The organism is Stenotrophomonas sp. 21LCFQ19 (genome assembly GCF_056861425.1).
Window position 1 is genome coordinate 252,633 of the sequence record NZ_JBSPUF010000002.1, and the last position, 11,982, is coordinate 264,614.

Below are 11,982 nucleotides of genomic sequence, written 5' to 3' on the forward strand. Positions count from 1 at the left end.
TTGCCGAGCATGGCTCGGCACTACAGGGAGGCATTCGACCTTGCCAGCAGGGACCGAATCAGGTGTCGTCGGGATTGCCGGCATGTCTGCGGGCTACTAAACCGTCAGCTTCGCGGCTTACGCCGCTCACGCAAAAATGCCCCGACGCAGCGTGGCTGCGCGCTACGGGGTGCTTTCCAGGATGATGGCCATCACCACGCGGCGGTTTTCGCCGGCCAGCACGTTGTACGTGCGTGCGGCCGAGGCGTTGTTCATCACCTCGATGCCGATGCCGCGGGTCAGGCAGGCGGCCATGATCGCCGCTGGCGGGAAAATCTGCTTGTCGCCGGTGCCAAGGATCACCAGCGCCGGATTCAGTTCCAGCGCGGCGTCCAGATCTTCGGCGCGCAGCTCGGCCACCGATGCAACCGGCCAGTCTTCAATCAAGCTGTTCGGTGCAAGGATGAAGCTGCGGCTCAGTGCGCGGTCGTTCACCTGCGCATGGCGGCCATCGGCCGAGCGCAGGGAATAGATGTAATCGGGAAGCTCGCGGCTGAACTGCATGGGTGTTCCTCGGCGATCAGCCGCGCGGCAGCACGATCTGGCGCTTTTCCTTGGCCGGGCGATACAGCACGGCGACGTGGCCGATGCGCTGTACCAGGGCGGCGCCGCTGGCCTGGATCAGTTCACCGATCAGGGTGTCACGGGCTTCGCGGTCTTCGGCGGCAACCTTCACCTTGACCAGTTCATGGCGCTCCAGCACCTCGTCCAGTTCGGCCAAAAAGGCCGGGGTGACCCCTTTGCCACCGATCTGCAGCAGTGCTTTCAGGTCGTGCGCGATGCCGCGCAGGAATCGGTTCTGGGCCGAGGTCAGGACGATGGACATGCAGGACTACAGGTAATCAAGGGGGTTCAGGGTATCATGACCACCCCTGTGAGCCCCATTGCCAATGCCTTCCCGTAGCAAAAGTAGCCAGCGCTGGCTGAAAGAACATTTCTCCGATCCCTTTGTGAAAAAGGCCCAGAAGGAGGGCATGCGCTCGCGCGCGGCCTACAAACTGGAGGAGCTGCTGGAGCGTGACCGCCTGCTGAAGCCGCATATGGTGGTGGTCGATCTGGGGGCCGCGCCGGGTGGCTGGTCGCAGCAGGTGCGCAGGCAGATGGGCGACACCGGTCGTGTCTTGGCGCTGGATATCCTGGAGATGCCGCCTTTGGCTGGCGTGGAGTTCCTTCACGGGGACTTCAGGGAAGAAACGGTCCTATCGCAGTTCGAAGCCATGGTTGGCGACCAGCCGGTAGACCTTGTGCTGTCGGATATGGCCCCCAATAAGAGTGGTATGGATGCGGTTGACCAGCCGCGGATGATGCACCTGGCGGAGTTGGCGATGGATTTTGCCGATAACCATCTCAAGCCGGGTGGGGCGTTCCTGATCAAGTTGTTCCAGGGCGTCGGCTTTGACGACTACGTGCGTGAACTGCGCCGTCGTTATGAAAAAGTCGCCATTCGCAAGCCGGATGCCTCGCGCAAGCGTTCACCTGAGGTTTATGCCCTCGGGCAGGGCAAGCGCACCCAGATAAAGTAAGCTCAGCCATACGACTTTTCTGTAATTAGTATCTAGAGGGACACCGGAGCCGATGAGGATGAACGACCTGACCAAGAACCTCCTTTTATGGGTGGTTGTCGCCGTCGTGCTGATGGTGGTGTTCCAGAGCTTTGCTCCACGCAGTGGGGCAGCCGCCGCTGGCGATGCACGCAATTACACGCAGTTCCTGCAGGAAGTGGATGCGGGCCGGATCAAGTCGGTCGAGTACACCGACAAGACCACGCTGACCACCAACCACCTGCGCTTCAAGCGTGCTGATGGCTCCGACGGCGCGTTGTACGCACCGGCTGACCCGAAGCTGCTGGACCAGCTGTATTCCAAGAACGTTGAAGTTGCCCGTCAGGAACCGGCTGGCCCGAGTTTCTGGGGCATCGTGCTGCAGTTCCTGCCGATACTGCTGCTGATCGGCTTCTGGATCTTCATGATGCGCCAGATGCAGGGCGGTGGCGGCGGTGCCAAGGGCGCGATGTCCTTCGGTAAATCCCGCGCCAAGCTGCAGGGCGAAGACCAGATCAAGGTCACCTTTGCCGATGTCGCTGGCTGCGATGAGGCCAAGGAAGAAGTTGGCGAGCTGGTCGAGTTCCTGCGTGACCCCTCCAGGTTCACCAAGCTGGGCGGCAAGATCCCGCGCGGCGTATTGATGGTTGGTCCGCCGGGTACCGGCAAGACCTTGCTGGCCCGCGCCATTGCCGGCGAGGCCAAGGTCCCGTTCTTCGCGATCTCCGGCTCGGACTTCGTCGAGATGTTCGTCGGCGTCGGCGCCAGCCGCGTGCGCGACATGTTCGAGCAGGCCAAGAAGCATGCGCCGTGCATCATCTTCATCGACGAAATCGATGCCGTTGGCCGTCACCGCGGCTCCGGCACCGGCGGTGGCCACGACGAGCGCGAGCAGACCCTGAACCAGATGCTGGTCGAGATGGACGGCTTTGAAGGCGGCGAAGGCGTGATCGTGATCGCTGCCACCAACCGTCCTGACGTGCTGGACAAGGCGCTGCTGCGTCCGGGCCGTTTTGACCGCCAGGTCATGGTCGGCCTGCCGGACATCAAGGGCCGCGAGCAGATCCTGCGCGTGCACCTGCGCAAGGTGCCGGCCGCCGACGACGTGCGTCCGGAAGTGCTGGCACGCGGTACCCCGGGTTTCTCCGGTGCCGATCTGGCCAACCTGATCAATGAAGGCGCCCTGTTTGCGGCTCGTCGCAACAAGCAGGAAGTCGACATGAAGGACTTCGAGGACGCCAAGGACAAGATCTACATGGGTCCTGAGCGCCGCAGCATGGTCATGCGTGAGGAAGAGCGTCGTAATACCGCTTATCACGAGTCTGGCCATGCCGTCGTCGCCATGTCGCTGCCCAAGGCCGACCCGGTGCACAAGGTCACCATCATGCCGCGCGGTTGGGCGCTGGGCCTGACCTGGCAGCTGCCGGAGCACGACCACATCAGCAAGTACAAGGAGCGCATGCTGGAAGAGCTGGCGATCCTGTTCGGCGGCCGCATCGCCGAGGAGATCTTCGTCGGCGAGATGTCGACCGGTGCCTCCAACGACTTCGAGCGCGCTACCAAGCTGGCCCGAGGCATGGTCACCAAGTACGGCATGTCCGATGTGCTGGGCATCATGGTCTACGCCGACGAAGAAGGCGGCTATGGCATGCACAGCAAGACCATTTCCGAGGCTACCCAGCAGAAGGTGGACGCGGAAATCCGTCGCATCCTCGACGAGCAGTACAACGTTGCGTACCGGATCCTGGACGAAAAGCGCGACATCGTCGAAGCGATGACTGCCGCGCTGCTGGACTGGGAAACCATCGACGCCGAGCAGGTCAAGGCGATCATGGAAGGTCGCAAGCCGTCGCCGCCCGCAGGCTGGGTGGACAAGGGCGGCAACAACGACCGTGCCGACGACGGCAAGGGTGGCGACGCTCCGCAGCCGGTGACGCCGATCACCGATCCTGCCGGCCAGCACTGAGCCGACAGCAGCATCGATACAAACAGAACGGGCCGGTTTTCCGGCCCGTTTTTATGCGCCAGCCGTCGTGCTGGGCGAGAATAGCGGTACTTTGATTTTCCCTGGTTGTGTCCCATGAGTGATTCCACGCCGCCGCCAAAGGCGCCCTCGGCCAACGTGCCGGAGATGATCATCGCCACCGTGGCCGGTGTTGGTTTCGGGGTGAAGACCAACAACTTCCTCGCCGGTATCTTCATCGGCGTGGTGCTGGGCGTGATCCTGAGCCTGATTGGCAGCCGTATCCGCGCCCGCAACAAGGACTGATCGCCGGCATTGCGCTGTCTTCTGTTGGTTGAGAGTGTGCCGCCGGCTTCGCTGGCGCGCCGTTGCGGTGGCTTAAACTAGGCGCTGTTGCAGTCCACCGGAGCGCCCATGTTTGATGTTTTCCCCACCCTGGAATGTGGCGACCGTACGCTGCGGCTGGATCGGCCGCAGGTGATGGGCATCGTCAATGTCACCCCGGATTCGTTTTCCGATGGTGGCCAGCATGCAGACACCGCTGCTGCCGTCGCGCATGCCCTGGCGCTGGTCGAGCAGGGCGCGGATCTGCTCGACATCGGTGGTGAATCCACCCGTCCGGGTGCAAGCCCGGTGTCGGTGCAGGAGGAGATTGACCGCGTCGTGCCGGTAATCGAGGCTTTGCTTCCACAGGTCGCCGTGCCGCTGAGCGTGGATACCTTCAAGCCGGAAGTGATGCGCGCCGCGCTGGCGGCTGGCGCGCACATGATCAATGACGTGCAGGCATTGCGGCAGCCTGGCGCGCTGGAGGTGGTGGCTGCATCCAAGGCGGCAGTGGTGCTGATGCACGCAGTGGGCGGCCCTTACGATGCAGGCCTCGCCCAGGCCTATGTTGATATAGCCGGCGATGTGCAGCGCTTTCTGGCTGAGCGTGTTTTCTCCGCGGAAATGGCCGGTATCGGACGCAAGCGCCTGCTGATCGATCCGGGCTACGGGTTCAACAAGGACACCGCGCAGAACTTTGCCTTGCTGGCCGCACAGGATCGCTTGAACGATCTGGGCGCGCCGGTGCTGGCGGGCTTCTCGCGCAAGCGCTGCATTGGTGATGTCACCGGGCGGACGGTGGCTGCCGAGCGCATGGCCGGTTCGCTGGCCGCGCATCTGCTGGCGGTGCAGAAGGGGGCGATGATGGTGCGTGTGCACGACGTGGCCGCGACGGTTGACGCGCTCAAGGTGCTGGCTGCATTCGATGCGGTGCCGGCGCCGCGCGCCGCCAAGCCGGACATGCTGCGCTGGCCGGACGAGGATTGATGAGCATCGATCAACGCCCCTTGGCCATCGCCCTGATGGGGCCGACCGCCTCGGGCAAGACGGCCGCGGCCATCGCGCTGGCCAAAGCCTATGAGGGTGAGATCGTCAGCGTCGATTCGGCGCTGGTCTACCGTGGCCTGGACATTGGCGCGGCCAAGCCGGATGCCGCCGAGCAGGATGGTATCCGCCATCACCTGCTGGACCTGCGCGACCCCTGGCAGACCTATTCGGCGGCCGAGTTCTCCGCTGACGCCACCGAGGCCGTGCGTGACATCGTTGCGCGTGGCAAGTTGCCGATCCTGGCTGGCGGTACCGGGTTGTATTTCCGTGCCTTGCTGCAGGGGTTGTCGCCGATGCCGGAGGCCGATCCGGTGACACGCGTAGCGATTGCTGCCGAGGCCGAGACATGTGGCTGGCCGGCTCTGCATGCACAGTTGGCGCAAGTCGACCCGATCGCTGCGGCGCGCATCCATTCCACCGACCCGCAACGCATCCAGCGGGCGCTTGAGGTGTACCGGCTGACCGGCAAGCCGATCAGCTATTGGCAAGGCCTGCCAGGCATCGCGCGCCTGCCGGCGCGGGTACTGAAGCTGGTGCTGGCTCCGGCCGACCGTGCGGTACTGCATCAGCGCATCGAGCGACGCTTCGACCTGATGCTGGAGCGTGGTTTCCTGGAGGAAGTGCGGGCGTTGCGGGCCTTGCCAGAGATGACAGCGGTGGCCGCACCCTTGGATCTGCCGGCGGTACGTGCGGTCGGTTACCGGCAGGCCTGGCAGTATCTGGACGGGCTGGGCACGGCCGCCGAGTTCCGTGACAAGGGGGTGTTCGCCACCCGCCAGCTGGCCAAGCGTCAGCTCACCTGGCTGCGCGGCGAGCTGGATGCCCGCTGGTTCGACCCGGTTCGGGACATGTCCGGTGTGCAGAACGCGGTTTCCCGCTTTCTGCAAGGCTGAGCGAGCGCGCGGCGGTGTACCATCAGGGTTCCGGACGGGCAGGGGATGCCGCCATCGGTCCGGTCCATAAAAACAATAACGAGGAGTAGACGATGTCCAAGGGGCAGTCTTTGCAGGATCCGTTTCTGAATGCGTTGCGTCGCGAGCGCGTGCCTGTTTCGGTCTACCTGGTAAATGGCATCAAATTGCAGGGCACGATTGAGTCGTTCGACCAGTTCGTGGTGCTCCTGCGCAATACGGTCAGCCAGATGGTCTACAAGCACGCCATTTCCACCGTGGTGCCGGCGCGCAATGTGCGCGTGGGGCCGGGTGGCGGCTACGTGCAATCGGGCGACGGAAGTCAGGCAGCTGATGACGATATCGACAACGACAACGAATAAGCAGGTGGCGGCGCATGTTTGACCGCTCTAAAAAGGGCGAACATGCGCTGTTGATCCAGCCGCATGTTGGCCGGCTGGAAGAAGATGTACTGGAGGAATTCACCGATCTGGCGCGCTCGGCCGGGGCAAGTGTTGCCGCGACCATCACTGCGCGCATGGACAGGCCGAACCCCTCCACGCTGATCGGCAGCGGCAAGCTGGAAGAGGTGAAGGCTGCGGCCGATGCCACTGGCGCGGATCTGGTGCTGGTCAACCATCAGCTCAGTCCGGTGCAGGAGCGCAATCTTGAGCGCTACCTGGAACGCCGGGTCATTGATCGTACCGGCCTGATCCTGGACATCTTCGCCCAGCGTGCGCATAGCCATGAAGGCAAGTTGCAGGTGGAGCTTGCCCAGCTGCGGCATATCGCCACGCGACTGGTCCGCGGCTGGACCCACCTTGAGCGCCAACGCGGTGGTTCCATCGGCCTGCGTGGCCCGGGTGAAACCCAGCTGGAGACCGACCGCCGCCTGCTGCAGAAGCGGGTGGAGCAGCTGCAGAAGCGGCTGGAGAAGGTCGAGGTGCAGCGCACCCAGATGCGCCGCGCGCGCGTGCGCAGCGAAATGCCGCGCATCGCGCTGGTCGGCTATACCAATGCCGGCAAGTCCACCTTGTTCAATGCCTTGACCGGCGCCGGTGCCTACGCCGCGGACCTGCTGTTTGCGACGCTGGACCCCACCGTGCGGCGTATCACCTTGCCGGGTGGCAACGCGATGCTGGCCGACACCGTCGGTTTCGTGCGCGACCTGCCACATGACCTGGTGGCGGCGTTCCGCTCTACCTTGTCCGAAGCGCGTGAGGCGGATTTCCTGTTGCATCTGGTCGATGCCGCCGATCCGCTGCGCGAGGAGCGTATCGCCCAGGTCGACGAAGTGTTGGAAGCCGTCGGCGCGGGTGACCTGCCGCAGCTGCTGGTGTTCAACAAGATCGATCGCATCGAAGGTGCTGAAGTGCGCCACGACGCGCAGGATGGCGTGCCGGACGAGTCACGGCGCGAGCGGGTATGGATTTCTGCGCGTGATGGCCGCGGGCTGGAACTGCTGCAATCGGTATTGGGCAAGCGCCTGGGCCTGCAACATGTCACCGGCCAGATCCGTCTGCCGCCAAGTGCTGGCCGCCTGCGCGCACGCCTGCACCAGCTGGAGGTCATCCGCAGTGAACAGGCCGATGAAGAAGGTTGGCTGATCGACGTGGATATCCCGATTGCCGAAGCCGAGAAGCTGGCAGCAAGCGAGGATGGTGCGGTGATACGCCCGCTGTTGCCGGAAAAAATGCCCGAATGGTGATTCGGGTGGAAAGAGACAGCCGGCCCCGTGCCGGCTGTCTTGTTTGTGGGAGCGGCGTAAGCCGCGAAGCAGATGCGTCATCAGATGGCACAGCTGCCAGCCACTTCAGCATCATCAGCTTCGCGGCTTACGCCGCTCCTACAACTCTCGCAGCTGGGCTGTGCCCTGACACGCGGGCGTCATCTGCGGTAAAACGTAAGGGTTCTCCTCCCAGCCCCCTTTACCGCAATGTCCAATCCAACCGATGCCGATCTCAATGCCCTGGCCGCCGCGCTCGGCGAACGCCTGCAGCAGGCCACGCTGCAGCTGGTGACCGCGGAAAGCTGCAGTGGCGGCTGGATCGCCAAGAGCATGACCGATATCGCCGGCTCATCTGCGTTCTTCGACTGCGGCATGGTGGTCTACAGCTATGAAGCCAAGCAGCGCCTGCTCGGCGTCCGCGCGCAGACCTTGGAGCAGTTTGGTGCGGTCAGTCGCGAAACCGTGCTGGAAATGGTGGCCGGCGCGCTGATCAATTCCGGCGCAGGTGTGGCGGTGGCGGTGACCGGCATCGCCGGCCCCGGCGGCGGCAGTCCGGACAAGCCGGTCGGCAGCGTCTGGATTGGCTGGAAGCGCCGCGGCGGCTATGCGCGCGCGCAGCTGTTCCAGTTCGATGGCGACCGCGATGCGGTACGCAGGCAAACCGTGGATGCGGCATTGCGCGGCATCCACGACCATCTATGACATGCTGGCCCGGCCAGCAACCGGGATGAGTCGCGATGTGGGAAACACTGGGCACGGTCCGTGATCTGGGCCGCTTGCAGGAAATAGCCGCAGTTCTGATCCGCTATGGTTTCGGCGACGTGGTGCGCCGGACCGGGCTGGCCTCGGTGCTGGAACGCGCGGGTCGGCTGGTGCGTTGGAACGACAGCCAGCAGATGCTGCGGATGACCGCGCCGGTGCGCGTGCGCAGCGCGATGCAGGAACTGGGGCCGACCTTCGTCAAGCTTGGCCAGGTACTGGCCACGCGCGTGGACCTGTTGCCGCCGGAGTGGATCGCCGAGCTGTCCGAGCTGCAGAACGCAGTGCCCGCGTTGCCTTATGCCGCGATCCGCGAGCAGCTGGAGGCTGATCTCGGCGCGCCGCCAGCGCAGGTATTCGCCTTCCTGGATGAAACCCCGATGGCTGCCGCCTCCTTGGCGCAGGCGCACCGCGCTCGTCTGCATGATGGCCGCGAGGTGGTACTGAAAATACGCCGGCCAGGCATCCGCGATGTGGTTGAAGCCGATCTGCGCTTGCTGGCGCGGCTGGCTGAAATCGTCGAGGCGCGGCTGCCCGATCTGCGCCGCTATCGACCAGCTGAAGTGGTGCAGCAGTTCACCATCTCGCTGCGCAGCGAGATGGATTTCGCCGCCGAATGCCGCAATTCCGAGCGCATCGCACGCAACTTCGATGGCCGCGATGACATCCTGATTCCCGGCGTGCACTGGCAGTGGACCTGCGAGAGCCTCAACGTGCAGGACTTCGTTGATGGCATTCCCGGCCGCAAGCTGGAGGCCGTCGACGACGCCGGTCTGGATCGTGCAGCGCTGGCCCGGCGTGGCGCCGATATCGTGCTGAAAATGGTGTTGGAAGACGGCTATTTCCATGCCGATCCGCATCCCGGCAATATTTTCTACATGCGCGACGGCCGCATCGGCGTGATCGACTTCGGCATGGTCGGTGCGCTGTCCGAAACGCGGCGTTTCCAGGTCGCGCAGCTACTGCACGGGCTGGTCGAGCAGGAGCCGCAGGTGGTTGCCGACGTACTGCTGGACTGGGCCGGTGGCGTGGAGGTGGACGAAGGTCGCCTGCAACAGGACATCAGCCAATTCGTCGATCAATACCGCGGCGTGCCGTTGAAGGACCTGCGCATCGGCCTGATGCTTGGCGACATCACCCAGTTGCTGCGCAGCTACAGCCTGACCTTGCCGGCCGACCTGGCGCTGATGATCAAGGCCTTCCTGACCCTGGAAGGCATGGGCCGGCAACTGGATCCGGACTTCGACATGGCCAGTGCGGCGCGCCCATTCCTGGAGCGGGTGGTGCTGCAGCGCTATGCGCCCAAGGCGCTGCTCAAGCGTGGCCGGCGCAGCCTGCTGGGGATGTTGGATCTCGCAGGAGAGTTGCCACGTGATCTGCGCCGGCTGGTGCAGGCAGCGCGGCGCGGGCAGCTGAAGTTGCGCGTGGAAACCACTGCGCTGCAGGGCTTCGGCGATCAGGTGAACCGCGCCGCCAACCGCCTGGTGGTTGGCGTAATCACCGCTGCCTTGATCATTGGCTCGTCGATCGTGATGCACAGCGTAGGCGGGCTTTCCAGCCGCTGGTTCCTGGCGCTGGGCCTGTGCGGCTTCGTGGGCGCGGGCATCTGCGGGGTGTGGATACTGTTCTCGATCTGGCGCAGCGGTCGCCACCACTGATTTTCGCTGAGGGGCTTGCAGATCTTTTTGTTAGTAGTAATACTACTAACCATGAACCTCACCGACACCCAGCAGGCCATCCTCGACTTGATCGCTGAGCGCATCGAGGCCGAGGGCATGCCGCCATCGCAGACCGAGATCGCCCGCGCCTTTGGTTTCAAGGGTGTGCGCTCGGCCCAATACCACCTGGATGCCCTGGAAGCGGCCGGCGCCATCGAGCGCGTTCCTGGTCGTGCGCGCGGCATCCGCCTGGTGCGCCAGGAAGGCGAGGGCGATGTGGAGTCGCAGGCGCCTGCGCAGGCCGCCAACGACGATGTGCTGCGCCTGCCGATCCTGGGCCGGGTGGCTGCTGGCCTGCCGATCGGTGCCGACATCGGTTCGGATGACTACGTGGTGCTGGACAAGGTGTTCTTCTCGCCGGCGCCGGATTACCTGCTGAAAGTGCAGGGCGACTCGATGATCGACGAAGGCATTTTCAATGGTGACCTGATCGGCGTGCACCGCACTCGCGATGCGACCTCCGGGCAGATCGTGGTGGCGCGCATCGACGACGAAATCACGGTCAAGCTGCTGAAGATCGCCAAGGACCGGATCCGTCTGCTGCCACGCAACCCCGACTATGCGCCGATCGAAGTCCTGCCCGATCAGGATTTCTCCATCGAAGGGTTGTATTGCGGCCTGCTCAGGCCAAATCGCTGAAACCGGCCGGTTTGAGGCTCGCGGAATTGAAACCAACTGAGCTCGGATCTGCGCATTTCGCAGCCGCAACTGACTGTTTTCCTTACGTAGGGCGGGCGTTTGGGCTGCTGTCGGTATCCTTGTCGGCCAAATAATTTTGTCGTCTCGGTTGCAGTCTCAGCCTGTGCGATACGACGCCCCTACAGTGGACCCCATGACGAAATCAACGAAATCAACCCCGAGGACGAACACGATGGACGAGAACAAGAAGCGCGCACTTACCGCCGCACTGAGTCAGATCGAAAAGCAGTTCGGCAAAGGCTCGGTGATGCGTATGGGCGACCGCGTTGTCGAGCCCGTCGAGATCATCCCCACGGGCTCGTTGATGCTGGACATCGCACTGGGCATTGGCGGCTTGCCCAAGGGCCGCGTGGTCGAGATCTACGGTCCGGAATCCTCCGGCAAGACAACCCTGACCCTGCAGGCCATTGCCGAATGCCAGAAGCTGGGCGGCACCGCTGCCTTCATCGACGCCGAGCACGCACTGGACCCGATCTACGCCGCCAAGCTGGGCGTCAATGTAGACGACCTGCTGCTGTCGCAGCCGGACACCGGTGAGCAGGCGCTGGAAATCGCCGACATGCTGGTGCGTTCTGGCTCGGTCGACATCGTGGTGGTCGACTCGGTCGCCGCGCTGACCCCGCGTGCTGAAATCGAAGGCGAAATGGGCGACCAGCTGCCTGGCCTGCAGGCCCGCCTGATGAGCCAGGCGCTGCGCAAGCTGACCGGCAACATCAAGCGCTCCAATACGCTGGTCATCTTCATCAACCAGTTGCGCATGAAGATCGGCGTGATGATGCCGGGCCAGAGCCCGGAAACCACCACCGGTGGCAACGCGCTGAAGTTCTACGCCTCGGTGCGCCTGGACATCCGCCGTATCGGTGCGATCAAGAAGGGCGACGAGATCATCGGCAACCAGACCAAGATCAAGGTCGTCAAGAACAAGTTGGCGCCTCCGTTCAAGCAGGTCATCACCGAAATCCTCTATGGCGAAGGCATCTCCCGTGAAGGCGAGCTGATCGACATGGGCGTGGATGCCAAGCTGGTCGACAAGGCTGGTGCCTGGTACAGCTACGGCGAGGAGCGCATCGGCCAGGGCAAGGACAACGCCCGCGGCTATCTGCGTGACAACCCGCAGGTTGCAGCCCGCCTCGAGGCCGAGCTGCGCGAGAAGTTCCAACCCACCGAAGCGGCGCGCGAAGAGGGCGACGACGAAGACGGCGAGGAGTGAGTTTCCCGCGGGGGCGGGCGGCGCATCGTCAGTGACGTCGTCCGCTCCTGCGGCATTTTGTCC

The 11,982-nt window shown here is 63.8% G+C and carries 13 protein-coding genes; 11 read left to right on the forward strand and 2 right to left on the reverse strand.

Annotated elements, in window-relative coordinates:
• Positions 1-162: 162 nt before the first annotated feature.
• Both AC13FW_RS03320 and yhbY read right to left on the reverse strand, forming a co-directional pair.
• Positions 163-543: an Mth938-like domain-containing protein gene (locus AC13FW_RS03320; RefSeq protein ID WP_296249158.1), complete on the reverse strand. Its 381-nt coding sequence runs from the start codon at positions 541-543 to the stop codon at positions 163-165.
• 16 nt (positions 544-559) lie between these two features.
• Positions 560-865 (reverse strand): ribosome assembly RNA-binding protein YhbY, encoded by a 306-nt coding sequence (gene yhbY, locus AC13FW_RS03325; protein WP_282271931.1) that lies wholly within the window; start codon positions 863-865, stop codon positions 560-562.
• Between the two features lie 64 nt (positions 866-929).
• Here yhbY and rlmE point away from each other — a divergent pair, with 64 nt between their 5' ends.
• The 11 genes from rlmE (at position 930) to recA (ending at position 11,919) form a co-directional block, all read left to right on the forward strand.
• Complete coding sequence (gene rlmE / locus AC13FW_RS03330) at positions 930-1,562, forward strand: 23S rRNA (uridine(2552)-2'-O)-methyltransferase RlmE (RefSeq protein ID WP_282271929.1); 633 nt, start codon at positions 930-932, stop codon at positions 1,560-1,562.
• 58 nt (positions 1,563-1,620) lie between these two features.
• The gene (gene ftsH, locus AC13FW_RS03335; RefSeq protein ID WP_481614480.1) at positions 1,621-3,546 is read left to right on the forward strand and encodes an ATP-dependent zinc metalloprotease FtsH; all 1,926 of its coding nucleotides are present in this window, start codon (positions 1,621-1,623) and stop codon (positions 3,544-3,546) included.
• Between the two features lie 114 nt (positions 3,547-3,660).
• A complete protein-coding gene (locus AC13FW_RS03340; protein WP_482988182.1) occupies positions 3,661-3,849 on the forward strand; it encodes a hypothetical protein in 189 nt (62 codons plus the stop codon).
• A 108-nt stretch (positions 3,850-3,957) separates the two neighbouring features.
• Positions 3,958-4,854: a dihydropteroate synthase gene (gene folP, locus AC13FW_RS03345; RefSeq protein WP_482988183.1), complete on the forward strand. Its 897-nt coding sequence runs from the start codon at positions 3,958-3,960 to the stop codon at positions 4,852-4,854.
• Complete coding sequence (gene miaA, locus AC13FW_RS03350; protein WP_482988184.1) at positions 4,854-5,807, forward strand: tRNA (adenosine(37)-N6)-dimethylallyltransferase MiaA; 954 nt, start codon at positions 4,854-4,856, stop codon at positions 5,805-5,807. The genes folP and miaA overlap by 1 nt, the downstream gene beginning before the upstream one ends.
• A gap of 92 nt (positions 5,808-5,899) precedes the next feature.
• Positions 5,900-6,187 (forward strand): RNA chaperone Hfq, encoded by a 288-nt coding sequence (hfq, locus tag AC13FW_RS03355; RefSeq protein WP_282271171.1) that lies wholly within the window; start codon positions 5,900-5,902, stop codon positions 6,185-6,187.
• Between the two features lie 14 nt (positions 6,188-6,201).
• The gene (gene hflX, locus AC13FW_RS03360; RefSeq protein WP_482988185.1) at positions 6,202-7,512 is read left to right on the forward strand and encodes a ribosome rescue GTPase HflX; all 1,311 of its coding nucleotides are present in this window, start codon (positions 6,202-6,204) and stop codon (positions 7,510-7,512) included.
• Between the two features lie 228 nt (positions 7,513-7,740).
• Positions 7,741-8,235, forward strand: coding sequence for a CinA family protein (locus AC13FW_RS03365; protein WP_482988186.1), 495 nt, complete (start codon positions 7,741-7,743; stop codon positions 8,233-8,235).
• A gap of 35 nt (positions 8,236-8,270) precedes the next feature.
• On the forward strand, positions 8,271-9,950 hold the full coding sequence (gene ubiB / locus AC13FW_RS03370; RefSeq protein WP_482988187.1) for a 2-polyprenylphenol 6-hydroxylase: 1,680 nt from the start codon (positions 8,271-8,273) through the stop codon (positions 9,948-9,950).
• A gap of 51 nt (positions 9,951-10,001) precedes the next feature.
• Positions 10,002-10,649: a transcriptional repressor LexA gene (lexA, locus tag AC13FW_RS03375; protein WP_482988188.1), complete on the forward strand. Its 648-nt coding sequence runs from the start codon at positions 10,002-10,004 to the stop codon at positions 10,647-10,649.
• Between the two features lie 232 nt (positions 10,650-10,881).
• Positions 10,882-11,919, forward strand: a complete 1,038-nt coding sequence (recA, locus tag AC13FW_RS03380) for a recombinase RecA (RefSeq protein WP_282271203.1) — start codon at positions 10,882-10,884, stop codon at positions 11,917-11,919.
• Positions 11,920-11,982: the final 63 nt, after the last annotated feature.

Excerpts from the sequence above, each read along its gene's own strand:
- AC13FW_RS03320 (WP_296249158.1), bottom strand. The coding sequence starts at position 543 with ATGCAGTTCAGCCGCGAGCTTCCCGATTACATCTATTCCCTGCGCTCG.
- yhbY (WP_282271931.1), bottom strand. The coding sequence starts at position 865 with ATGTCCATCGTCCTGACCTCGGCCCAGAACCGATTCCTGCGCGGCATC.
- rlmE (WP_282271929.1), top strand. The coding sequence starts at position 930 with ATGCCTTCCCGTAGCAAAAGTAGCCAGCGCTGGCTGAAAGAACATTTC.
- ftsH (WP_481614480.1), top strand. The coding sequence starts at position 1,621 with ATGAACGACCTGACCAAGAACCTCCTTTTATGGGTGGTTGTCGCCGTC.
- AC13FW_RS03340 (WP_482988182.1), top strand. The coding sequence starts at position 3,661 with ATGAGTGATTCCACGCCGCCGCCAAAGGCGCCCTCGGCCAACGTGCCG.
- folP (WP_482988183.1), top strand. The coding sequence starts at position 3,958 with ATGTTTGATGTTTTCCCCACCCTGGAATGTGGCGACCGTACGCTGCGG.
- miaA (WP_482988184.1), top strand. The coding sequence starts at position 4,854 with ATGAGCATCGATCAACGCCCCTTGGCCATCGCCCTGATGGGGCCGACC.
- hfq (WP_282271171.1), top strand. The coding sequence starts at position 5,900 with ATGTCCAAGGGGCAGTCTTTGCAGGATCCGTTTCTGAATGCGTTGCGT.
- hflX (WP_482988185.1), top strand. The coding sequence starts at position 6,202 with ATGTTTGACCGCTCTAAAAAGGGCGAACATGCGCTGTTGATCCAGCCG.
- AC13FW_RS03365 (WP_482988186.1), top strand. The coding sequence starts at position 7,741 with ATGTCCAATCCAACCGATGCCGATCTCAATGCCCTGGCCGCCGCGCTC.
- ubiB (WP_482988187.1), top strand. The coding sequence starts at position 8,271 with ATGTGGGAAACACTGGGCACGGTCCGTGATCTGGGCCGCTTGCAGGAA.
- lexA (WP_482988188.1), top strand. The coding sequence starts at position 10,002 with ATGAACCTCACCGACACCCAGCAGGCCATCCTCGACTTGATCGCTGAG.
- recA (WP_282271203.1), top strand. The coding sequence starts at position 10,882 with ATGGACGAGAACAAGAAGCGCGCACTTACCGCCGCACTGAGTCAGATC.